This is a genomic window from Streptomyces sp. NPDC048349 (assembly GCF_040651925.1).
Classification (GTDB): Bacteria; Actinomycetota; Actinomycetes; order Streptomycetales; family Streptomycetaceae; genus Streptomyces.
Genome location: NZ_JBEZLA010000012.1, coordinates 65,048 through 88,244, shown reverse-complemented (window position 1 = coordinate 88,244; position 23,197 = coordinate 65,048). Strand labels below are relative to the sequence as shown.

Genomic DNA, 23,197 nt, shown 5'->3' with positions numbered 1-23,197 from the left:
TCCACACACCCCGCGCGAAACCCCCCGGCCCCCCTACACCGGGGGTACCCGCCCCGGCGCCCACCCCCCCGGGAGCCGGGTGCGCCGGTCAGAACAAGGAGCCACCCCCGTCGCCTGCGTTGCCGCCCGCGCCGCCTATCAGGCCGCCGAAGCCGCCGTCGCCGGCGTCCCCGCCCTTGCCGCCCTTGAAGATGCTGAAGCCGCCGTCGCCGCCGTTGCCGCCCTTGCCGCCGAACTGCCAGCCGTCGCCGCCGCCACCGCCGCCGCCGCCCTCGCCGCCTTCGAAGATTCCCTTGCCGCCCTTGCCGCCGTCGCCGCCGTCGCCGCCGATGCGGCCTTCACCGCCACCGCCGCCACCGCCGCCGCCACCGCCGACGAGGACCCCGTTGCCTCCGGCGCCGCCCTCGCCGCCCTTGCCGCCCTTGCCGACGACGCTGCCGCCGCCGGAACCGCCGGCACCACCGCCGCCGCCGATCAGGCCGCCGCCACCCTTGCCGCCCTTGCCTCCGGCACCACCGTCCTCCACGAAGGAGACGACGGAGTCCGGCATCGGAGCCGCGGACGCGGCGGCGGCCGGAAGGAAGATCCCTCCGCCGACCACGGCAGCGGAAGCGACGAGCGTGGCGATTCGAATCTTGCGGTTCATGATTTTCTCCTAGCTGTCCTGACGAGCAATCGAGGTGTCCCGGGAATTCGAGACGGTGCGGATATGTGCTGCCCCATTTCGTTTCGTTTCGTTTCCGGTGAGGCCCGCACCACAAGTAAGCCCCGGGGGCCACACCCCGGTCACGTTCCGGAAAGTCGGGACTTGACAGACCCCTAAACGTCGGATAAAAACCCGCCCGCACGGCTCCTCAAGGCCCTGACCGGGCACGGAGTTCCCCGGGACATTGGTCCTATAGCGCGCAGCAGCCCCCGGACGCCACAGTTATGTCCACGGCGAGAGCGAGCGGCACAGGCCAGGACGGGAGTGATCATGACTCGGATATCCATTGATCCCGGGCGCTTCAGCCAGTTCGGCGAGGCCACCGGAAGTACTTTCTGTCTGGTCACGAACCCCGAATTGGTCGATCAGTTCGAGATCGTCGAATCCGCTGCGTACAAGGCGTACCTCACGATCCCCATGGGCACGGGTGACCGTTTCGAGGACATCCTCGAAAAGCGGATACCGGAACCCGCCCACATCCTGGTGGTCTCACCCCACCGGTTCTTCGCGTCCCCGGATCCCGATCTGGTGGGGCAGCGCAAGATCATGGGCATGGCGTGCAACTCGACGCCGACCACCCTCGAGGAGATCCGGCACTTCCTGGGCGTCATGGAGCGGACCTCGTCGGCCGACCAGGCGGCGTTCTGCGACACCTTCTTCGAGCTCGCCGAAGAGGCCGACCACCTGGTCTACGCCGATCCCGTGCACGGCACCCGGGCCGTGCTCGACCACCTCCGCGACGGCCTGGTGTGGAACCAGCAGGCCGGTCCCCTCGAGTGGGGTGACCAGCAGATCGTGCCGTCCGGGGAGATCAGTGTGCTGCCGGTGGAGATCAGGGAGTTCGACGAGGCCCTGAAGCTGCCGCTGGAAGGCGAGATCACCCTGCGCGGGTATCCCATCCTGCACAACGGCACCCCGTCCTTCTCCCGGACCGACCAGGCCCGCATCCACTCCCAGCTCTGGGCGATGCGCGACCACGCCATCAAGGCGAAGGTCGAGGACGGCAGGATCACCCGCCTGGAGGCGCTGGATCCGGGAGCCGCGCCGGCCGTGGCGATGCTGGAGCAGATGTTCGCGGTGGACTCCCGCTACCGGATCGTGTGGGAGATCGGCCACGCGCTGAACACGTCCCTGGACATCCTGCCCGGCAACCACGCCATGAACGAGGTGTACGGCGGAACGGAAGGCTGTCTCCACTACGGCCTGGGGCTCACCCCGTACACCCAGTACCACCTGGACATCATTTCGCCCGACACGCGCGTCCTCACGAGCAATGGACTGGCGCTGATCGGCCACCCGGACCACCCCACGGTGGAGAGGGTCGTCACCGCGGACTAGCGGCTTCCGACCGTCCCGCCCGTTCGGGGTGAATGAAAAGGAATCCATTCAACAGGAGGTGACTGTCATGAAGAAGATCAAGGTGCAGAAGAACCGCAACTACCTGGGCACGCTCCTGGGCTGAGTACCGACCCGTGGCGGGGCATGTGAATGCCCCGCCACGGGGTTCTCGTCGTCGCATCGTAGGGAGTGCACCCGTGCCACCGCTGGAACTCACCACGCATGACTTCGGTCAATTCGGCGAGCCGGTCGAGACGTTCTGTCTGATCACGAGCGAGGACGGCGGCGAGCCCCTCTCGGTGCTCCCCGGTGACGGGTATTCCCGCGTGGTCCACCTGACGCTTCCGCCCGGGACGCGCCTGGGCACGCTGATCGCGCAGGGCGTTCCGCAGGACGCGCACGTCCTGGCCGTCTGTCCCGGCCGCTTCCTGGACTCGCCGACGGCGCAGGAGCTGGGCGCGCGCAAGCTGGCCGTGCTGCCCGCCGGCTCCACGCCGCTCACCGACGAGCACGTCCGCTACTTCCTGCGCTCCGCGGCCAAGGCCGACATCGCCCGACAGGCCGCCACCGCCGAGGAGTTCTTCGACCGCGTCGGGGACAGCGACCGGCTGGCGATCGTCGACGACGCCGCCGGCACGGAGGCCGAGTTCGACCACACGGTGGGCGACTGCGTCTGGAACATGCAGGCGGGAGTCCTGGAACCGGGCGATCAGCAGATCTTCCCCTCCGGCAAGCTGAGCGTCACCGCCGCGGAGATCACCACCTTCGCGCCGGAGGCCCGGCTGCTCGGTCTCCACGGAGACCTGACGCTGCGCGGGTGGCCGATCGTGCACCGGCACGCGGATCCCGCCGACGGTGCCGAGCAGCAGCGGCTCTTCGAGGCGCTCTCCCCCCTCGTCTCGCACGCCGTGACGCTCCACGTCACCGCCGGCTGCATCGAGGGTGTCACCCCGCAGACTCCGGGGGCCGCGCAGGCCGCCGCGGAGCTGGACAAGCTCCTCACCGACGATCCGCGTTACCGCGTCATCTGGGAACTCGGCTTCGGGATCAACACCACCACAGAGGTCATTCCGGCGAACTGCGGGCCGAACGAGGTCTACGGCGCCACCGGCGGCGTGGTCAACCTCGGTCTGGGGATCACCCCGGCCACGCGCTTCGCCCTGGCCTTCCTCTGCCCCCGCAGCTCGCTGCTGACATCGGACGGTACGGCCGTGCTCGGCGCCCGCAAAGCGGTGCGCCGCGGCCGGATGCAGCGCGTCTCCAGCGCGAGCTGCGGCTGCCACTGACCCCACAGGAGGGAAGCAAGTCCATGACGATCAACCCCGAACTGCGCAAGCGGGTCGACGCGATCCTCGACACCTTCATCAAGGACTTCTACGAGACGGTCCCCTTCGCCCAGCACCAGAAGAGCGCCGCCGAACTCAACCTGGACTACTACAAGCGGCACAACATCGAGACCATCCTGCGGCTGCGCCGCAAGCGCACCATCGACGCCCTGGCGATCAAGTACTTCACCAAGGTGGACCCGGTGCAGGCCAAGGCCTGGGCGCACTACACGGACGACGAGATGCTGCACGACCGGCTGTTCGCCGCGGACCTCGCCAAGGTCGGCGTCACCAAGGACCAGATCTATTCCACCGAGCCGATGCTGTCCACCAAGCTGCTCACCGGGTACCTCCAGTACGGCATGGAGTTCGAGGACAGCCCGCTCGCGCTGATCACCAGCGTGTACTTCGTGGAGTACGTGACCACCCGCACCCAGCCCGAATGGCTGGACAACCTGGAGAGCGTCCTCGGCCAGGAGAACGTGAAGGGCGCGCGCGCCCACGTCAACACCGACCTCGACGACGACCACGACGACTTCGTGTGGCGGGTGATGTCCACCCTCGTCACCTCGGACGCGGACGAGCAGAAGGTCGTCGAGCACCTCAACCACGTCTACTGGCTGTGGAAGCTGTACTTCGTCGAGCTGCACCAGCTCACCGTGCTCGGCCGCACCGGGGCCCAGATCCCGCTGCCCACCTCGGCCGACGTCTGAGCGCGGGGCCATCCGTGCCGGACGACGACCGGGCCGCACGGCCGGCCGGGCGGCGGGGAGTCGAGGTGACGGCCCTGCCGCCCGGCCGGGAGCTGCCGGCCGGGACCGAGAAGTGGATCGTGGACGGGCTGGTGGAGACCATGCCCGGCCTGCACACCCGCCAGTTGTTCACGCTGCGCCGCGACATGCTGACCGAGGCCGACTACGTCGTCGTCGGGGTGGACCGGGAGCACGACCGCGTGGTCTCGCTGCTCACGTCGCACTGGGCGCAGCTCCCGTCGGGGCGCTCCTGCCTGCACGTCATGATCCAGTTCGTGGGCGACGCGTACCGGGGCGGCCCGGTGTTCGGCGAGAGCTGGTCCGTCCACTTCGCCCGGCTGCTCGCCGACGGCCGCCCGTTCCCCGAGGTGATCGCGCTCAAGACGTACAACCCGGTGGTGCACTGTGCGATGTCGGCGTTCAGCGGGCATCCGGACATCAGCATGTACCCGGATCTGGCGGGCGAGGACGTGGGCCAGGCGGCGCTGGCCGCCGAGGTGGCCGCCGCGGTCGCCCCGGGGGCCGTCTTCGATGCGGCCCGGGGCGTCTTCCCCGGCATCGGGCGTCCGCGCGACCTCTACCGGGAACGGCCCACCAGTGACGTTCCGGAGGCGAACGCGTACTTCGAACGGCACGCGGCGCCCGGGGACCGGGTGCTGTGCATGCTGCACGTCCCCACCCGCGAGGGCGCGCACTCGATCCTCACGGCGCTGGGCGTGCCGCTGCCCTCGGGGCGCGGCTGAGGCCCGGCGCCGGTAGCGGAACGCGGAAGTCGAACAACCCGGATCTCCAGGAACGCGAGACACCCATGGCAGACGTGGTCTTCCCCTCCGATTACGCGCGGGCGCGCGCGGACTTCCTCGCGGCCGCGGACGCGGCGGGCGCACGGCTGAGGACGTTCACGCTGCCGGGGCTGCGCGGTCCCGACGGCGGTGAACTGTGCGTCGACACGGCCTACGTGGGACCGGACGGTCCGCACAAGCTGCTGGTGACGGTCTCCGGGACGCACGGAGTCGAGGGCTTTTGCGGTTCGGCGTGCCAGACCGGGATCCTGCTGCGGGAGGGCGTGGCGAGGGAGGCCGGGCCGGGGACGGGCGTGCTGCTCGTGCACGCCCTCAATCCGTACGGCTTCGCGTACCTGCGGCGGGTCAACGAGGACAACGTCGACCTCAACCGGAACTTCGTGGACCACGGGGCCCCGCCGCACAACGACGCCTACGACGCCGTCCACGCCGCGCTGGTGCCGCCGGACTCCCCCGCCTTCTCCCCGCACGAGCTGGTGGCCCGCCTGAACGCGCTCCGCGAGCGGCTCGGCCCGCAGACACTGCAGGAGGCCGTGACCCGCGGCCAGTACCGGCACCCCGACGGCCTGTTCTACGGCGGGTTGCGCCCCGCCTGGTCGCAGCGGGTGTTCCGGACGGTGGTGGCCGAGCAGATCGCCGGCGCCGCGCACGTCGCCTACATCGACCTGCACACGGGTCTCGGTGAGCGCGGCGTCGGCGAACCCATCTTCCGCGGCGGCCGTGACGCCGACGCGCACGAGCGGGCCCGGCGCTGGTACGGGGACGCGCTCACCGCATCGGAACTGGGGACCTCCTCGTCCACGCCCATCGTGGGCAATACCGCGACCGCGGTGGCCGACGGCCTCGGGTCCGACAGCCGGCTCACGGCCATTACCCTGGAGTTCGGCACCCAGCCGGGTCCCGAGGTCCTGCTCGCGCTGTGCGCGGACGCGTGGCTGCACCGGCACCACCCGCCGGCCGAGGCGGTCCGCTCCGACCTCAAGCAGATGATCCGCGCGGCGTTCTGCCCGGTGCAGGACGCGACGTGGCGCGAGCAGATCGCCCGGCGGGCCCGCGAGGTCTTCGCCCAGGCACTGGCCGGTCTCGCGGACGCGAAGCCGGGGGACGCCGGATGACCGCCCGTGGCAGGAAATCGTGGACGGACGTCAGTCTGGCCACTGTCGCGCCGGCCCGCCCCATCGCAGAGTAATCCCATGGCAAGCAGCGATTCCCCCTCTGCAGTGAACGAGACGGAGCCGGAGCCCGTGCACGTCGGGGTCAAGACGGTGTGGCGGGAGTCGCCGACCGCAGTGAAGTCCCTGCTCGTCGGCACCGCGGTGAACAGACTCGGCGGATTCATCCAGGTGTTCATGGTGCTGTACATGACACAGCGCGGGTTCTCCGACACCCAGGCCGGCGTCGCACTCGGCGTCTACGGCGCAGGGACGGTACTGGGGGTGCTGACCGGCGGCTGGATGTCCGACCGGATCGGTCCGCGGCTGACCATCATGTCGACGCTGGTGAGCTCGGCCCTGCTGTTCCCCGCGGTCCTCTACCTGGACGGCTATCTTGCGATCCTGGCGGTCATCGGCGTCGGCGCCGCCCTGAGCCAGGCGTACCGTCCCGCCTCCACCAGCATGATCAGCCAGCTCATCCCCGCCGAACGCCAGGTCATGATCTTCGCCATGGTCCGTCTGGCGATCAACCTCGGCACGACGGCGGCCCCGCTGCTGGGCGCGGCCCTGGTCCAGGTGTCGTGGGACTTCCTCTTCTGGGGCGAGGCCGTGGCGATCCTGGTGTTCGCGACGGTGGCCGGGGTCACCCTGCCCCGCGGCCAGGGCGCGGCCGGGGAGAAGGAGACCGGCCGGGACCCCGAGGCGCAGACGGCGCGGGGTCGCAAGCCGAGTTATCTCGCGGTGCTGGCGGACGGCCGCTACCTGCTGTTCCTGCTGGCGATGTTCGCGAGCTCGGTGATCTACATCCAGTACGTGTCGACCCTTCCGCTGACGGTCCGGCATCTCGGCCTGGGCACCGGGGTGTACGCGGCGATGGTCGCGCTGAACGGCGCGCTCGTCATCACCTGCGAGCTGCTGGTCGCCAAGGTGGTGCAGCGCTGGCCGGCCAGGATCGCGGTGATCGCCGGGGTGGCGCTGACCGGTATCGGGATGAGCCTGTACGCACTGCCCTGGGGGATCGCCGCACTGGTGATCGCGACCCTCGTCTGGTCGCTCGGCGAGATCGTGGGCTATCCGACGCTCTTCTTCGCCTATCCGGCGCAGGCCGGGCCGCCCGAGCTGCGCGGCCGCTACCTGGGCGCGTCGAACTCGCTGTACGGACTGGGCACCGCGGTGGGCCCGTTCCTCGGCGTCATGCTGTGGAACCGGTTCGGGGACGGCCTGTGGCTCGGGTGCGGGGCCCTCGGGCTGCTCGCGGTGGGCGCCGCCTGGCTCGGAGTGCGCCCGAAGGGCGACGCCGGCGGCAAGCCGCCGCGTACGGAGCGGGATGACGCCGCAGGGTCCGGCGAGGGCCTCGGCACCGGCGCGCAGGCCACCGTCGGCACGTGAGCCAGGCAGCGCCCCCGCACTACTCAGGAGGAGAAACAATGCCCCGCTACGCGATTCTCGTCGACCCCTACTCCGGCGCGGCCGAGTACGCGAACGCCTTCCGGGAACGGGACGTCGAGCCGGTGGCCGTGCTCAGCACGCCCGGCCCGCTGAACTCCTACCGGCGTACCTGGAATCCGGACGCCTTCTTCCGTACCCACTACCACGACGGGGACTTCGACGAGCTCGTCCGGACGGTGAAGGGCTACGAACCGGTCGCCATCGTCCCGGGCAACGAGTCCGCGGTCATGCTGGTCGACGCGCTGATCGAAGAGCTGATGCCGGGCACGGGCAACGTGTTCGAGCTGTCCGAAGCCCGCCGTGACAAATGGCCCATGGGCCAGGCGGTCGCCGCCGCCGGCATTCCGCATCTGAAGCAGATCGCCACCGACGACCCCGCGGAGGTCGCCGCGTGGATCCGCGACAGCGGTCTCGAGGGCCGGCCGCTGGTGCTCAAGCCCCGCCGCAGCGGCGGCACGGACGACGTGCACAAGGTCGGCGCGCGGGAGGACTGGCGGCCGTACTTCGACCGCCTCCTCGGCTCGGTCAACCGCTTCGACATCCGCAACGACACCGTCCTGGTCCAGGAGTTCGCCGAGGGGACGGAGTACATCGTCGACACCTACTCGGTCGACGGGAAGTTCGGCCTGGTCTCGGTCAGCCGCTACAGCAAGTCGGCGAAGAACGACAGGATCGGGATCTACGACGCGGTCGACTACCTGGCCCCGCAGGACCCGATCGCGGTCTCACTGGGCGAGTACACCCGGCAGGTGGCGCAGGCGGTCGGAGTGCGGACCGGCTGTACGCACACGGAGGTCATGCTCACGGCGGACGGCCCGCGGCTGATCGAGACGGCCGCACGGCTGGCCGGAAGCTGTCTGCAGTATGCGGCGCGGCTGGCCACCGGGGACTGCCAGATCGACCGGACGGTCCGCCACCACCTCGACGGCACGTTCACGCCGGGATACGAGATCGTGCAGCCGGTGCGCGTGGTGTGGCTGTCCAGTCCGCGCGAGGGGATCCTGCGCAATGCCGAGGCGCTGGAGGCGGTCCGGGCCCTGCCCACCTTCCAGCGGCTGGGCCTGCCGTACGCCAACGGAGAACGGGTGCCGTGCACGGAGGATCTATTCACCAGTCTGGGATGGGTCATTCTCGCCGGCGCACGTCAGGAATCCGTTGACGCGGACACGATCCGTGTCAAGGAGATCGAGGCACAGCTGACCGTGGAACCTGTCTGAACAGGGGCGCGGGCGGGGCGGGGAGCGGGAAGGGGCGGGGTGGGAATTCGGACACCCCGTCCCTTCCCGTATGGGACGAGAGTCCTATGGCGAGGGCGAATTCACCCGACTAGTGTGACCTTCACCTGATCAAATGCGGCGTGAATATGCAGCGTAATGTTGCCGTGGCGGCGAAGAGGGCGAGGGCAGACGGTGGAGCCGGTTGCGTGGGTCGGGACAAGTTCTCCAGAACACGAGAGGATCATCGGCTGGCAGGCTCCACCGCTGAAATTCGGGGTCGGCGCCACGCAGGAAATCGGCTACGAACTGCGCAGGGCCGGCGTCCGGTCGGTCCTGCTGGTGACCGACCGCGTGCTGGCCGGCCTCGGCCTGCCGGCCCGGGTCGCCAAGCTCATCGAGCAGGAGGGCATCGCGGTGTCGGTCTTCGACCGCGCCGAGGTGGAGCCCACCGACGAGAGCGTCACCCTGGCCGCCCGCGAACTGGCCTCCCTGCGGGTGGACGGCTACGTCGGCCTCGGGGGCGGCAGCGCGATCGACACCGCCAAGATGCTGAACCTGCTGCTCACCTACCCCGGCCGGTCGGTGCGCGACTACCTGAACGCGCCGATCGGCGCGGGAGCCAGGATCCCCGGTCCGCTGAAGCCGCTGGTGGCGGTGCCCACCACGGCCGGGAGCGGGAGCGAGTGCACCGCCATGGTCGCCCTCGGCGTCAGCGGACTGAACGTGAAGACCGGGATCAGCGATCTGCGGCTGCTGCCGGCACTGGCACTGATCGATCCCGCCAACACGCTCACGCTGCCGCCGGCGGTCACCGCGTCCTCGGGCTACGACGTGCTGACGCACGCCTGCGAGTCGTACACCGCACGCCCCTACGACCGGCGTCCGCCCTACCCCACTCCCGCGGACCGGCCGCTGTACGTCGGCGCCAACCCGATCAGTGACGTGTGGGTGGAACAGGCACTGAGGCTGGTCGGCCGCTACCTCAGGCGGGCGGTTCTCAACCCCGACGACCTGGAAGCCCGTATCGGAATGAGCCAGGCGGCGAGCTATGCGGGAATGGGATTCGGCAATGCCGGAACCCATATTCCGCACGCCTGCGCCTATCCGATAGCCGGATTGGTGCGCGACTACCGTCCGGAAGGATATGCGGTCGAGCACGCGATGGTGCCGCACGGCGCCGCAGTCGTCTCCACCGCTGCCGCGGCATTCGAATTCACCTATCCGACATCGCCCGAGCGCCACCTCCGCGCGGCGGAACTGCTCGGCGCCAATCTCAATGGCGTGTCGACTTCCCACGGCGCGGATGTACTTCCGGCCACTTTGCAGCGGCTGGTGGCGGATACCGGCGGACCAGGCGGCCTTGCGCACTTCGGGTATTCGGGTAAGGATCTCCCTGCACTTGTCGATGGTGCGCTCAAACAGCAGCGCCTGCTGGTGTGCTGCCCGCGCGACGTCGCCCCCCGTGATCTGAAGAGAATTCTCGCCGGTTCGATGACCGGCTGACGCCGAGTGTTGCAGTCCCCCTGCAAGGAGCTTGAGGCCCCCGTGAGCGAAGCAGACTTACCCGAGTACACGGCCGTCATCGCGGGAAAGAGCGTTCCCGCGGCGGGCTGGATCGACGTCCTCGATCCGTCGAACGGCCGTCCGTTCGCGCGCGTGGCGCGCTGCGGCGAGGCCGAGGTCGCGGACGCCGTGGACGCGGCCCGGCAGACGTACGAGTCCACCTGGCGGTTCGCCACGGTGGCGCAGCGGTCCGGTGTCTGCCGCCGCATCGCCGCGGCGATCCGCGCCGAACGCCGGGAACTGGCCCGGTGGGAGACCCTCGACACCGGCAAGCCGCTCAGCCAGTCGCTGGTCGATGCCGATGTCGCCGCACGCTACTTCGACTTCTACGCCGGCGCCGTGGAGGCACTGGGCGGCGAAACGATCCTGCACCAGGCGGACCGCTTCGCCTTCACGTTGCGCGAGCCGTACGGCGTGTGCGGGCACATCATCCCGTGGAACTACCCCCTGCAGATCGCCGCGCGGACGGTCGCGCCCGCCCTCGCGGCCGGAAACTGCTGCGTGCTCAAGCCGGCCGAGGACGCGCCGTTGACCTCCCTGCGCCTGGCGCAGATCGTCTTGGACGCGGGGCTTCCGGCGGGCGCCCTGAACGTGGTGCCGGGCTACGGACAGGAGGCGGGCGCCGCGCTGGCCGCGCACCCCGGCGTGGACCGGCTGGCCTTCACCGGGTCCCGGGAGACCGGCGAGGCCGTGATGACCGCGGCCGCGCGCACCATCGTGCCGGTCACCCTGGAGCTCGGCGGCAAGTCGCCGCACATCGTCCTCCCCGACGCCGACACGGCGCGGGCGGTACCGCTGATCGTCGACTCGATCACCGAGCACGCGGGGCAGAACTGTTCGGCCGGAAGCCGGCTGCTCGTCCACCGGTCCGTCCACGAGGAGCTGGTGGCGGCCCTCACGGACGCGTTCCGCGCCCTGCGGATCGGGCCCGGCATCGACGATCCCGACATGGGGCCGCTCATCTCCGCCGCACAGCGCGAGAGGGTGCTCGGCTACCTGGCCGGGGCAGCCGGGCAGTGCGTGGTCCGCACCGGCGGCGGCGTGCCCGAGGGCGAGGCCTACGCCGGGGGGTTCTACGTGGAACCCACCCTCCTGGACCAGGTGGCACCGGAGCACCGGGTGTTCAACGAGGAGATCTTCGGCCCGGTCCTGTGCGTATCGGCCTTCGACTCGCTGGACGAAGCGGTCGCGCTCGCCGAGCACACCAGCTACGGGCTGGCCGCCGGCGTCTGGACCTCCGACGTGACCACCGCCCACTGGCTCGCCCAGCGGCTGCGCGTGGGGCAGGTGTTCGTGAACAACTACAGCGCCGCGGGCGGAGTGGAGCTTCCCTTCGGGGGTTACAGGCGCTCGGGCATAGGCGTGGAGAAGGGGTTGGAGGCGCTGCGTGAATACACGCGGTGCAAGACGGTTGCCATACACACGCAGCTTCCTTCCTGACCCATTACCGAAAAGAGCGGTTCGGTTATCACATCTGCATCAAGGGAGTGCACCCGATGGCACGTGTCGTGCAGAGGCGAGTCGTGGAGTTGAGTGGCAAGAGGTGCTGTGAATTCTGTGGTGCGCCACCGCAGCCCGTCACGGCGCTGGCCGAGGCCGTCGACAGGATGCACAAAGCCCTCGGCGAGGTGCAGGACGCATTGGAAGCCCAGGAACAGATGATCGAGGATCTCCGTACCGACACCGGAGACGAACAGCGGACGGACCCCGGCCGCTCCGCTCTCCCCGCGGATCCGACGTCCCGCGAACCGCTTTCCCCTCTTACGGCACGTGAGCGCGAAATACTCGTCCTCGTCTCCCAGGGGAAGTCCAACCGGCGAGTGGCCAGCTCGCTCGGCATATCGGAGAAGACCGTGCGGAACCATTTGTCCGCCGTCTTTTCGAAGGTGGGCGCCTCCGATCGCACACAGGCCGTCGTCATGGGAATCCGCAGCGGCATCGTCTCCATCGGCGAGTGATTGCCGGATCCATACCGTCAGTGTGCGGGAGCTTTTGGCCACCTCACAGTGGGGGGACTGTCAGAACACCACGAATCCCTGCCACATTGGATCCCATGCTGAAGAACGTAGCCGCGGTGCTACTCGACAACGTCCACCCCTTCGAGCTGGGCGTCGTATGCGAAGTGTTCGGGATCGACCGCCAGGAGGAGGGACTGCCCGCCTACGACTTCGCGCTGGTCGCCGCGGAATCCTCATCCGTGCGTGCGGTCCCCGGATTCACCATCAGCACGCCGTACGGCCTCGACCGGCTCGCGGACGCGGACCTCATCGCCATCCCCGTGGGCGACGACTTCCACACCCGGGACTTCCCTCCGGAGCTCCTGGAAGCCCTGCGCCAGGCGGTGGCGCGCGGCGCCCGGGTGCTCAGCGTCTGCGTCGGGGCCTTCGTCCTGGCCGCCGCCGGGCTGTTGGACGGCCGGCGCTGCACCACGCACTGGCGGTACGCCGACGCGCTCGCCGCCCGCTATCCGAAGGCGGAGGTCGAACCGGGCGTGCTGTACGTCGACGAGGACCCGGTCTTCACCTCGGCCGGCACCTCCGCCGGCATCGACGCCGCCCTGCACCTGGTGCGCAAGCTCCAGGGCAGCGACGTCGCCAACGCCATCGCCCGGCGCATGGTCGTCCCCCCGCACCGGGACGGCGGCCAGGCCCAGTACATCGAAAGGCCGGTGGCGGAGTACCGCGAGGACGGGGTGCGCGACGTACTGGCCTGGGCCGAGCAACACCTGGACCAGGAGATCAGCGTCGAGCAGCTGTCGGCCCTGGCGTGCATGTCGCCGCGCACCTTCGCCCGCCGCTTCCGCATGGAGACCGGCACCACCCCGTACCGCTGGCTGCTGGCGCAGCGGGTACTGAGCGCACAGCGGCTCCTGGAGAACACGGACGAGACGATGGAGGCCGTGGCCGCCCGTACGGGATTCCCCAACGCGGCAGCCCTGCGCCACCAGTTCGTGCGCTCGCTCAACACGACCCCGAACGCCTACCGGCGCGCCTTCCGGGGTTCTCTCACCTGACGGACACACACCGGACACGCACCGGGCTCCTGCCCGGGCGGACAGGAGGACGGGAATGCTGCGCATCGCGATCATCGGCGCCACCGGCGCCGTGGGCAGGGAGTGCCTGGCCCTGCTCGACAGCGGGATCGTGCCGGTGGAACGGGTGGTGCCGGTCGGTTCTGCGCGCAGCGTCGGCCGGGACCTGGCCGCCGAATTCGCCCTGTCCCTGCCCATGGCCCCGCTGGTCACGGTCGGGGACCTCGACCCCCGGGACCTGGACGTGGCCGTCTTCTGCGCGGGCGTGGACGTCAGCAACCGCGAGGCCGAGCGCCTGGCCGCGGCCGGCGTGCTGATCGTCGACAACAGTTCCGCCTTCCGCATGCGGCCGGACGTCCCCCTCGTCGTACCGCAGGTCAACCCCGGCGCCCTCGCGGTGCGGCCGCCCAGCGGCCTGGTGTCCAACCCGAACTGCTCCACGATCCAACTGGTGCGCGCCCTGCAGCCGTTGCACGAACTGGCCACGCTGGACAGCGTCGTGGTGGCCACCTATCAGGCGGCGTCGGGGGGCGGTGTGCGGGGCCTGGAGGAACTGGCCGCCGGATCCCGCCGGATCCTGGACGACCCCGGGGCGCAGGGCGAGCCGGGCGGGCGGTTCGGACAGCCGCTGCCCTTCAGTCTCGTACCGGAGATCGGCCTCCAGGACGATTCCGGGCTCACCCACGAGGAACGCAAACTCGTCCGCGAACCGCGCAAGATACTCGGCCTGCCCGGGCTGCGGGTGAGCGCCACGGCGGTGCGGGTGCCGGTGTTCCACTGCCACTCCGAGGCGGTGCACGTCAGACTGGTCGAGCCGGTCACCACGGCCTCCGTGGAGAAGGCGCTGGCGGCCGCCCCGGGGCTGCGGGTGTACTCCCGGTCGGACAGCCCCCCGTACCCGATGCCCCGTTCCGTCTTCGCCCGCCAGCAGGACCGGGCGCTGGTCCACGTGGGGCGCATCCGGGTCGAGCCGCAGGACCCGCGGGCCGTGGCGGTGTGGGTGGTCGCGGACAACCTGTGGGTCGGGGCGGCGCTCAACGCCCTGCAGATCGTGGAACTCGCCATCGCGAAGGGGTGGTTGGGTTGACGGGCGGCGGCGCCGGGCCCGACCGGGGTCCGCTGGTGGTGAAGTTCGGCGGGTCCGCGTTCGCGGACCTGGACGGCTACCGGCGGGTGGCCCGGTACACCGCCCGTCGGGCCGCCGGCGGGGAGCGCCCCGTGGTCGTGGTGGTGAGTGCGATGTCCGGCACCACGGGCAGGCTGCAGCAGACCCTCGGCGTCCTGGCCGACGATCCGCCCGCTCCGGTCGCCGCCATGCTGCTGACCAGCGGCGAAACGGTGAGCGTCGCCCTGCTCGCGGCCGCCCTCGACGCCGCGGGTGTGCCCGCGCAGGCGCTGTCCGCGGCCGGCACCGGGCTGCTGGGCGAGGGGCCCGCCGACCGGGCGGACCTGGTCCGCGCCGATCCCGCGGTGCTGCGGGCGGCCCTGGAGGAGTGCCCGGTGCTGGTCGTCCCGGGCGGGCAGGCGGTCGACGCGGCCGGCCGGACGGTGATGCTGGGGCGCAACAGCTCGGACCTGTCGGCGGCGGCGATGGCCGCGGCGCTGGGCGCCGGGACCTGCGTGCTCTTCTCCGACGTGCCCGGCGTGTGCACCGCGGACCCCTATCTCGTGCCGGCGGCGCGGACCCTGCCCGCGATCAGCTACGAGGGCGTGCGGCGGATGTCGCGGCACGGCGCCAAGGTCGTCCACGAGAGCGCTGTGGACTGGGCGCAGAGCGGCAACGTCCGGCTGCACTGCCGCCCCTTCCCGTGGGCCGGCGGCCCGGGCGGGGAGGGGACGGTCGTCGGCGAGGGGCCCGCGGCGGCCGCGGTCGTCGCGCACAAGGGCAGTGACGTCTGGCGCTTCAGGTCCGCTCCGGAGCGCCGGGCGGCGGCGCGCGGGCTGCTGGCGGAGGGGCTGCGGACCACGGAGTTCGACTCGGCGAGCGGCACCTATCTGGTGGTGCCGGCCGGGGTCCGGGGCACGGCGCACCACCTCGGCGCCGGGCGGCGGCACGACGGCCTGTGCCTGATCACCACGGTGCACGCGGACGGCCGGGCGGAGCACGTCCTGGTCTCCCGCGCCGACGCCGACGCGGAGGCCCGCCGCTGCCACGCCCTGCTCTACCCGGAACCGGCGGGCGCCGCGGACCCGGCCGGACCGGCGCCGGTCAAGGCCCGCTCCCCGCACAGCGACGTCCTGTTCGGCTCCCGGCCCGCCCCCGCGGCGGGGGACGGCGCGCGCTGAGCGCCCCGGGTCCGACGTGCGAACGCGCGCGCGGGTCGGAAGACTGGAGGCATGGCAGACAGCGCGGTACTCGTGGGCGGCCCGGACGATCTGCTCGAGCGGATCGTCGCGGCCCCCGCCCCCGGAGAAGACCTGAAGATCCCGCACCGCGGCGGGTACGAGCACTTCAAGCCCACGTCGCGGCACCAGGACGGCCCGCAGGGGCCGCTGCCCGTCTACGAGTGGTGGGAGCGGACGGAGATCGCCGAATAGCGCGGTGGCCCGGGCCGCGCGCCCGGGTGCATCCTGGAGACGGGGCGCAGCCGGGGTGTGAGGAGGCATGTCATGACACACGCCGAGGAATGGAAGGTGGGCGTCTACCTGATCGAGGAGGGCGGCACCACCAAGGCCCGGGCGGTGCTCGACAACGGCAAGTCGACGATGGTCGGCCGCGGCGCGGCCCGCTGCAATCCGCAGGACCTGGACGTCCCCGCGATCGGGGACGAGCTCGCCGCGAGCCGGGCGATGCGCGACCTGGCCGGCCAGCTGATGCGCGCCGCCGACCGGGACCTGGCCGCGATGGGCGCCGTGCCTCCGGAGCCGCGCACCGGTTACGGATGGCCGGAAGACGCCGGCAGCTGAGCCAACTCCCCCCGTCCTTGCCACCGTTGTATGCGCTGGAGGCGCCGCCGGTTCCGGGGGGGCGGCGACGACCCCGAAGTCGGCGGCTCCACCGGGTTCCTCCCCCCGCACGACGAATCGGCCGACCCCTGGTCAGCCCCGGCCCGCCGAGGCGTGGGCCCGGCCGCGCTCCGCCGGGGCGGCGGCCGCGAACGCGGTGGCCAGCCTGCGCATCCCCTCCCTGATGCCGTCGGGCGCGTGGGTGGCGAAGGACATCCGCAGCGTGGCCGGGTCGGGGCGCCCTGCGAAGAACGGGGCTCCGGGCACGTAGGCGACGTCCTGCGCCACGGCGTGCGGGAGCAGGGCCGCCGCGTCCCAGCCGTCGGGCAGCCGCACCCAGACGAACATCCCGCCGTCGGGCCGGCTCCAGGTGCTGCCGGCGGGCAGGGCCTGCGGCAGCGCCTCGAGCAGGGTGTCGCAGCGTTCGCGGTACAGGGCGCGGACCCGCTCCAGCCGGGCGTCGAGGTCCTGGTCGCGCAGGTAGCGGGCCGCGGCCGCCTGGTCGACGGTCGAACTGTGCAGGTCGAGCGCCTGCTTGGCGAGTACGGCGGCCCTGCGCAGGCCCGGAGGCCCGTGCAGCCAGCCCAGCCGCATGCCCGGTGCCACCACCTTGGAGAGGCTGCCGAGCAGCACGGTCCGGTCCGCGGCGCCCTCCAGGGCGCAGATCCACGGCAGCCGGCGCCCGCGGAAGCGCAGGTCGCCGTACGGATCGTCCTCGGCGATCCAGAACCCGCGTACGGAGGCCAGGCGGGCGACTTCCCGGCGCCGCTCCAGCGGCAGGGTGTGCCCGGTCGGGTTCTGGAAATCGGGAACCAGGTAGAGCAGCTTGGGCCGCTCGCGCTCCACCGCGTCCGCCAGGGCTTCGACGTCGATCCCGTGCCGGTCGGTGGCCACCGGGACCACGCGGGCACCGGCGTAGCCGAAGCACTGGAGCGCGGCCAGGTAGGTGGGATCCTCGACGAGGACGGTGTCGCCCGGTTCGAGCAGGACGGTCGCCAGCAGGGTGAGGGCCTGCTGCGCGCCGGTGGTGATCAGGAGGTCGTCCGGGCGGGCGGCGAGCCCGCCCCGGACGAGCCGCGCCGCGACCGCCTCGCGCAGGGCGGGATCCCCGTCCGTGACGGAGTACTGCAGGACGCGGTGCGGGGACTCGCCGAGCACCTGGTCGTAGGCGGCGCGGATGCCTTCGGTGTCGATCAGCTCCGAGGCGGGCAGGCCGCCCGCGAAGGAGATCACCTCGGGCCGGGCGGTGAGGGCGAGGGCCTCGCGGATGACCGAGCTGCCGGCCGCGTCGGTGCGGCCGGCCAGCCCGGGCGGCGGGACGCGTCTACGCATGGCGCACCTCCAGTTCGTGGGAGATCCGCCGGGTCACCTCGGCCGTGAACCCGGCCGTGGTCCCCCGGCCGCCGAGGTCCGGGGTGAGCGCGCCGCTGCGCAGCGCGCCGGCCAGGGCCCGGCGCAGCACGGCGGCCGGGGCCCCGTGGCCGAGGTGGTCGAGCATCATGGCCAGGCAGAGGAGGGCGGCGTACGGGTTGGCGATCGCCTTGCCGGCGATGTCCGGGGCGCTGCCGTGCACCGGCTCGAAGAGGGCGAAACCGGTCTCGGGACAGATGCTCGCGCTGGCGGCGAGGCCGAGACCTCCCATCAGCGCGGCGCCGATGTCGCTGATGATGTCGCCGAAGAGGTTGGATGTGACGACGCCCTCGTACGGGGAGGGGTCGCGGACGAGGTTGTAGCAGAAGGAGTCGACGTACTCCTCGGATCCCTCCAGCTGCGGGAAGCCCTCCAGTTCACGCCGGAAGACCTCCTGCCACAGCCTCCCCGTGTGCGGTACGGCGTTGGACTTGTGGACGAGGACCACGCGCGTGCGCTCCTCCTCGGCGAGGCGGCGCAGGCAGAAGCGGACGAACTTCTCCACGGTGGGCCGGGTGTACACGCACTCGTCGATCGCGACCCCGGCCAGCCCGCCCTGGAGCACCGTGCCGCCGACCCCGGCGTACAGGCCCTGGGTGTTCTCCCGGTAGACGTCGACCACGCCCGTGGGCAGGGTCAGCGGCCGGTGGTTGACGTAGAGGTCGAGTCCTCTGCGCAGGCCGAGCAGGATGTCCCGGCCGTGGGCCATGTCGGGGATCCTGGGATCGCCCAGGGCGCCCAGGAACACCGCCGCGTACTGCTGCGACAGCATGCCGAGCGCTCCCTGCGGGAGCCCCACGCCGGTGCTCAGCCACTGGTCGGCTCCCCAGCCGAAGACCTCGTACTCGATCCCGAGGCCGAACTCCCCGCTGAGCAGGTCCAGGACCTCGAGCGCCGGGGGGACGACCTCCCGGCCGATGCCGTCGCCGGGTACCACCGCTATCTTCATGAGCCCGTCCGCATCGCGAGCATGTCCTCCACCGAGCTGAGCCGGCCGGCGATGGCGCTCGCGGCGACGACGTACGGCGAGGCCAGGTAGACCTGTCCGGGCCCCGAACGTCCGGGGAAGTTCCGGTTCTGGGCGCTGACGGTCACCTCGTCCGGGTTCTCGGAGACACCGGGACCGGCGTTGATGCACGCTCCGCAGGAGGGCGGCAGGACCGTCACCCCGACGTCCGAGAAGAGCTCGAGGTAGCCGCGCTCGGCCGCGTACCTCATCACGGCCTCGCTGCCGACCTGGATGAACGCCTCCACCCCGGCGGGAACGCGTGCGCCGCGGGCCCGCGCCTGCTCGAACACGCCGGCGTACATGTCCATGTCGCGGGCCTTGCCCCCGGTGCAGGAGCCGCCGTAGATCTTGTCGACCTTCACCTCCTCGTGGACGGAGGCGAGCGGGACGGCGTTGCGCGGGTCTCCGGGCAGGGCCACCATGGGCTCGATCCCGGCCAGTTCGACGTCGACGAGCGCGGCGTAGGAGGCGTCCTCGTCCGAGGCGGGGGCGGCGCCGGGCGGCTGCGCGGGATCGCGCTGGGCCAGATGGGCCCGGGTGACCGCGTCGGGCTCGAACAGGGCGGTCATGCCGCCCGCTTCGACCGCCATGTTGCACAGGGTGGCGCGTTCGTCCATGGTCAGGCCGGCGCCGCCGGGTCCGGTGAACAGGAGGACCTTGCCGAGGGTCTGGCTGCCTTCGATGGCGGGATGGCGCAGCAGGGCGAGCATGACGTCCTTGGCGCAGACTCCGGGGCGCAGTGCGCCGAGCAGGTTGATCCGGATCACGGCCGGGACCTTCAGCAGGATCTCGCGGTTGTACCAGGAGTTGGCGATGTCGGTGGCGCCCACGCCGAAGGCGAACGCGCCCACGGCGCCGGCTGTGCAGGTGTGGCTGTCGGTGCCGATGATCACGTCGCCGGGGCGGGCGACGTGTTCGACGATGTGGTTGTGGCAGATGGCGCGGCTGCCGCCGTCCGGTGCGGGGCCGATGAAGTTGCCCCCGCTGAGGGCGGCGAACTCCTGCTGCCGGCTGCCGAGGTTCTCGACCCGTTCGATCAGTTCGGCCCCGTTCGCGCGCCGGGCCAGGACCGGCGCGGCCAGCGAGAGGTGGTCCTGGAAGAAGTACACGGACCGCGGATCGGCCAGGACGGCGTCGGGGCCGAACTGCTGGGTGAACATGCCCGCGGCCATGGGGGTGACGTACTCGTGGGAGAACCGGACGTCCGTCCGGACGAAGTAGGACTGGCCGATGCGCACGCTCGCGTCCGCCGGCAGCGGGTTGCGGGGGGACAGGCGGCTCTGGATGATCTTCTCGACCACGTTGAGGGGGCGGGCGGGCTCGAACGCGGGCTCGATGCGGGAGCCGGCCCGGTTGAAGCCGAAGAGTCCGCCCAGGTCGACGATGGCGCGCTCGATCTCGTTGGCCCGGCGGGTGAAGGCCTCCAGCGGCAGTTCCTCCCCCGCCAGCAGCGCGTCGAGGAGCCCGAAGTCGTCGCAGGTGACGATGCCGACGTTGCGGCAGTTCTGCTCGTAGATCCGCTCGAAGGAACGCGCGAAGACCACTTCCACACCCGCGTACTTCTCGGCGTAGACGGCGTGTTCCCTGGAGGAGCCGCAGCCCTTGGCCTCCCCGCTGACGATGATCTGCGGGCCGAAGGCGCGCAGGGCTCCTTCTGCGACCCGCTTGCCGCGCAGGCCCAGATAGGCGTAGTCGCCGAGCTTCTCGTCGTACCAGTAGCAGCACCAGCCGGGGATCATCTCGTCGGTGGAGATGTTGTTCATGAGCGGGGTGCGCAGCAGTTGGGCCGTGGTGAGGTCGCCGCTGCCGTCCAGCTGGGCGGCGAGTGCGTCCGTGTCCTCGGTCACGACGAGGACGTTGCCCCGGAGGCGGATCGTCCGGCGCTCGGCGGCGCCGTCCGTGATGTCACTCGGCGGTCGCAATGATCTGCCTTATCTGCTCGTCGGTGAGGGGCCCGCGGGTGGACTTCGCCTTCGCCAGCACCTTCTTGAGGTAGGCGGCGTTGGAGCTGTCGTAACCGTTGACGGTGAGCCAGTACTTGACGTTGTTGGTGCCCGACGCCTCGTCGATGAGCACCTCTTGCTCCCGGCCGAGGAAGCTCGCCGGAACGCTGGAGTACACGCTGTCCTTGACGAGCAGGTTTCCCTTCTCGTGGGCCTTGAGGATCGCGGAGGCGTGCACCCCCGCGCTCGTCTTGAACACGTCCCGGCCCAGGGCCGGATAGTTCTGGGGGATGTCGACTCCCAGCACGGGCGCGGCGTAGGCGCAGTAGTCGCGCAGGGCCTTGAGGTCGTAGCTGTCGTGCCGGTCCAGGTGGGTGTTGACGATGAGCTGGTCCAGGGAGGCGTTCCCGGCCCTCTCCCCGATGCCCAGGACCGTTCCGTGGACGCGCTCGCAGCCCAGGGCGAGGGCGGTGAGCGAGTTGGCGAGGGCCAGTCCGCGGTCGTTGTGACCGTGCCATTCGAAGGCGACGGGATGGCCCCGGTCCAGGAAGTAGCGCCGGGACCAGTGGATGAGCGAGGCCGCGCCGCCCGGGAGGGCGGCGCCCACCGTGTCGCACAGGGTGAGGCGGGCCACCCCGGACTCGACGGCCGCGTCGTACACCCCCGCGAGCACCTCAGGGGTACACCGTACGGCGTCCTCGAGGACCAGGACGAACTCCACTCCCTCGCGCCGGCAGGCGACGGCGGACTCGCGGACGTGGCGCTGGATGGAGGTGAGGTCCCAGTCCTCCACGTACTGGCGGATGGGGCTGACGCCGATGAACAGGTAGGCGTCGACGGGCACCGAGGCCTGCTGGGCTATCTCGCAGATCGCGTGGATGTCCGCGGGGTGGGTGCGGCCCGCGTAGCCCTGGACGAGGGGGAGCCGGTTCTCGGCGATGTACCGGGCGATCTCCACGCATTCCTTCAGGGCGACCGGATCCGATCCGGGGAAGCCGAGGTCGGCCGAGTGGACGCCGGTGCGGGCCATGTGCTCCACCAGCATCAGCTTCTGGTCCAGCGACGGGTTGCGGATGTGGGGGGCCTGGAGTCCGTCGCGCAGCGTCTCGTCGAAGAGTTTCCCCGCGTACGCCGGCGCCGGGGTGGCCGGCACCGCTTCGACGTCGTTCCAGTTGAACCAGACGTCGGGGCTCGGATGCGCATTGTGGCCGGTGGTGCTGTTCACTACGACCTCCGCGTGCTCTGGTGGTGGTACGGGAAGGAGGGCAGGTGCCGGCGGTCATTCCTGCCAGGCGGGAAGGGGCCCGGGACGGGGGGTGAGCGCGACGGGCAGGCTGCTCATGCCGGTGAGGAAGTTCGAGTAGATGCGCTGCTCGTCGCCGGTCTGCTCGATGGAGCCGACGAAGGTCCGCAGGGCGTCGAGCATCGCGGTGATCTCCACGCGGCCGAGGTAGGCGCCCAGGCAGAAGTGCGGGCCGTAGCCGAGCGAGAGGTGCTTGTTCGGGGTCCGGGCGAGGTCGAAGCGGTACGGGTCGGCGAAGACCCGCTCGTCGCGGTTGGCGGCGCACAGCCAGAGGGTGACCAGGTCGCCCTTCGCCAGGGTGCGGCCGTGCAGTTCGACGTCCTCGGTGGCGGCCCGGCCGAAGTGCAGCGTGGGGGTGGTCCAGCGCAGGACCTCCTCGGTGGCCTCCTTGAGCGGGGCCGTGCCCTCCCGTAGCGCCTGCCACTGCCCGGCGTCGTGGGCCAGCATCCGCACGGCGCCGATCATCGAGAGGCGGCTGGTCTCGTCCCCGCCCATGATCAGGCTGTAGCAGTTGAGGACGATGGCGTCGTCGTCGAGCAGGGTGTCCCCCGCGGGCTCCGTGGCCATCAGGCTGATGGCGTCCGAGCCGGGGTGCGCGCGCCGGTGGCGGACCAGGTCGTGGAAGTACATCAGCAGTTCGGCGCGGGCCAGGCGGTCCTCGCCCTCCTGGAGGTTGGCGTAGTCCGACGCCAGGGCCGACTTGGTCAGGGTGAGGATGTACTCCCGGTCGGACTCGGGGACGGCCAGCAGGTCGCAGATGGTGGCGAGCGGCACGTACGAGGCGATGTCCTGGGCGAAGTCGCACCCGCCGCGCTCCAGCGCCTCGGTGACGAGCCGTCGGCTGGTACGGCGCACCTGGCGCACCACGCCCTCCAGGGCGCGGGGGGAGAAGGCCTTGAGCAGCAGGGTGCGCAGGGCGGTGTGGTGCGGCCCGTCCGTGACGGCGAGCATGCTGCCGGCCCCGCTGTCGCCCCCGTGCAGCATGGTGGCGAGGACGTTGCCGCGCTCCGAGGTGAAGCGGGTGGAGTCGCGCAGGACGGCGGAGACGTCGGCGTGCCGGGTCAGGACCCAGAAGCCGGGGGTGTCGGGGCCGCCGGGGTGCCAGTGGACCGGGTCCTCGCGGCGCAGGTGCGCCCACACCTCGTCGAGGCCGTCGGGGGGAAGGTGGGTGAGCGGGTCGGTCAGGTCCGGGACGGTGGCGCGGGCTGAGGTCATGTGCGGCGGGCTCCTCGCTCGGCTCGCGGGCGG

21 protein-coding genes are annotated in these 23,197 nt (G+C 71.2%); 15 read left to right on the top strand and 6 right to left on the bottom strand.

Annotated elements, in window-relative coordinates:
- Positions 1-88: 88 nt before the first annotated feature.
- Entirely contained in the window at positions 89-646 is a 558-nt protein-coding gene (locus AB0D44_RS09880; RefSeq protein WP_362587125.1) for a hypothetical protein, read from the bottom strand.
- A gap of 330 nt (positions 647-976) precedes the next feature.
- Between AB0D44_RS09880 and AB0D44_RS09875 the strand changes: the two genes are divergently transcribed.
- The 15 genes from AB0D44_RS09875 (at position 977) to AB0D44_RS09805 (ending at position 16,245) form a co-directional block, all read left to right on the top strand.
- On the top strand, positions 977-2,044 hold the full coding sequence (locus AB0D44_RS09875; protein ID WP_362587122.1) for a hypothetical protein: 1,068 nt from the start codon (positions 977-979) through the stop codon (positions 2,042-2,044).
- A gap of 197 nt (positions 2,045-2,241) precedes the next feature.
- Positions 2,242-3,330, top strand: coding sequence for a hypothetical protein (locus AB0D44_RS09870; RefSeq protein ID WP_362587119.1), 1,089 nt, complete (start codon positions 2,242-2,244; stop codon positions 3,328-3,330).
- A 23-nt stretch (positions 3,331-3,353) separates the two neighbouring features.
- Positions 3,354-4,082 (top strand): hypothetical protein, encoded by a 729-nt coding sequence (locus AB0D44_RS09865; RefSeq protein ID WP_361763442.1) that lies wholly within the window; start codon positions 3,354-3,356, stop codon positions 4,080-4,082.
- A gap of 14 nt (positions 4,083-4,096) precedes the next feature.
- Positions 4,097-4,864: a hypothetical protein gene (locus AB0D44_RS09860; RefSeq protein ID WP_362587116.1), complete on the top strand. Its 768-nt coding sequence runs from the start codon at positions 4,097-4,099 to the stop codon at positions 4,862-4,864.
- A gap of 65 nt (positions 4,865-4,929) precedes the next feature.
- Positions 4,930-6,039 carry a M14 family metallopeptidase gene (locus AB0D44_RS09855; protein WP_362587113.1) on the top strand — a complete coding sequence of 370 codons (1,110 nt, stop codon included), beginning with the start codon at positions 4,930-4,932 and terminating at the stop codon, positions 6,037-6,039.
- 78 nt (positions 6,040-6,117) lie between these two features.
- Positions 6,118-7,467: an MFS transporter gene (locus tag AB0D44_RS09850; protein WP_362587110.1), complete on the top strand. Its 1,350-nt coding sequence runs from the start codon at positions 6,118-6,120 to the stop codon at positions 7,465-7,467.
- A gap of 38 nt (positions 7,468-7,505) precedes the next feature.
- Positions 7,506-8,744, top strand: a complete 1,239-nt coding sequence (locus AB0D44_RS09845) for an ATP-grasp domain-containing protein (protein ID WP_362587107.1) — start codon at positions 7,506-7,508, stop codon at positions 8,742-8,744.
- A gap of 192 nt (positions 8,745-8,936) precedes the next feature.
- The gene (locus tag AB0D44_RS09840; protein WP_362587104.1) at positions 8,937-10,247 is read left to right on the top strand and encodes a hydroxyacid-oxoacid transhydrogenase; all 1,311 of its coding nucleotides are present in this window, start codon (positions 8,937-8,939) and stop codon (positions 10,245-10,247) included.
- Positions 10,248-10,289: 42 nt separating this feature from the next.
- Positions 10,290-11,747, top strand: a complete 1,458-nt coding sequence (locus tag AB0D44_RS09835) for an aldehyde dehydrogenase family protein (RefSeq protein ID WP_362587101.1) — start codon at positions 10,290-10,292, stop codon at positions 11,745-11,747.
- A gap of 56 nt (positions 11,748-11,803) precedes the next feature.
- Positions 11,804-12,265 carry a response regulator transcription factor gene (locus AB0D44_RS09830; protein WP_362587098.1) on the top strand — a complete coding sequence of 154 codons (462 nt, stop codon included), beginning with the start codon at positions 11,804-11,806 and terminating at the stop codon, positions 12,263-12,265.
- A 95-nt stretch (positions 12,266-12,360) separates the two neighbouring features.
- The gene (locus tag AB0D44_RS09825; protein ID WP_362587095.1) at positions 12,361-13,320 is read left to right on the top strand and encodes a helix-turn-helix domain-containing protein; all 960 of its coding nucleotides are present in this window, start codon (positions 12,361-12,363) and stop codon (positions 13,318-13,320) included.
- A 55-nt stretch (positions 13,321-13,375) separates the two neighbouring features.
- Positions 13,376-14,425, top strand: a complete 1,050-nt coding sequence (locus tag AB0D44_RS09820; protein WP_362587092.1) for an aspartate-semialdehyde dehydrogenase — start codon at positions 13,376-13,378, stop codon at positions 14,423-14,425.
- Positions 14,413-15,624 carry a hypothetical protein gene (locus AB0D44_RS09815; RefSeq protein ID WP_362587089.1) on the top strand — a complete coding sequence of 404 codons (1,212 nt, stop codon included), beginning with the start codon at positions 14,413-14,415 and terminating at the stop codon, positions 15,622-15,624. Before AB0D44_RS09820 ends, AB0D44_RS09815 begins: the two co-directional genes overlap by 13 nt.
- A 51-nt stretch (positions 15,625-15,675) precedes the next feature.
- A complete protein-coding gene (locus AB0D44_RS09810; protein WP_362587086.1) occupies positions 15,676-15,876 on the top strand; it encodes a DUF5988 family protein in 201 nt (66 codons plus the stop codon).
- Between the two features lie 72 nt (positions 15,877-15,948).
- Complete coding sequence (locus AB0D44_RS09805; RefSeq protein WP_362587083.1) at positions 15,949-16,245, top strand: DUF1876 domain-containing protein; 297 nt, start codon at positions 15,949-15,951, stop codon at positions 16,243-16,245.
- A gap of 132 nt (positions 16,246-16,377) precedes the next feature.
- On the opposite strand, the gene AB0D44_RS09800 is transcribed toward AB0D44_RS09805, so the two are convergent.
- The 5 genes from AB0D44_RS09800 to AB0D44_RS09780 are packed head-to-tail and all read right to left on the bottom strand — an operon-like array spanning position 16,378 to position 23,164.
- Positions 16,378-17,616 (bottom strand): PLP-dependent aminotransferase family protein, encoded by a 1,239-nt coding sequence (locus AB0D44_RS09800; protein ID WP_362587080.1) that lies wholly within the window; start codon positions 17,614-17,616, stop codon positions 16,378-16,380.
- Complete coding sequence (locus AB0D44_RS09795) at positions 17,609-18,643, bottom strand: isocitrate/isopropylmalate family dehydrogenase (protein ID WP_362587077.1); 1,035 nt, start codon at positions 18,641-18,643, stop codon at positions 17,609-17,611. The genes AB0D44_RS09800 and AB0D44_RS09795 overlap by 8 nt, the downstream gene beginning before the upstream one ends.
- Positions 18,640-20,625 (bottom strand): aconitase family protein, encoded by a 1,986-nt coding sequence (locus AB0D44_RS09790; RefSeq protein ID WP_362587074.1) that lies wholly within the window; start codon positions 20,623-20,625, stop codon positions 18,640-18,642. The genes AB0D44_RS09795 and AB0D44_RS09790 overlap by 4 nt, the downstream gene beginning before the upstream one ends.
- Positions 20,609-21,871 (bottom strand): LeuA family protein, encoded by a 1,263-nt coding sequence (locus AB0D44_RS09785; RefSeq protein WP_362587071.1) that lies wholly within the window; start codon positions 21,869-21,871, stop codon positions 20,609-20,611. The genes AB0D44_RS09790 and AB0D44_RS09785 overlap by 17 nt, the downstream gene beginning before the upstream one ends.
- Positions 21,872-21,925: 54 nt before the next feature.
- On the bottom strand, positions 21,926-23,164 hold the full coding sequence (locus tag AB0D44_RS09780; protein WP_362587068.1) for a cytochrome P450: 1,239 nt from the start codon (positions 23,162-23,164) through the stop codon (positions 21,926-21,928).
- Positions 23,165-23,197 lie beyond the last annotated feature (33 nt).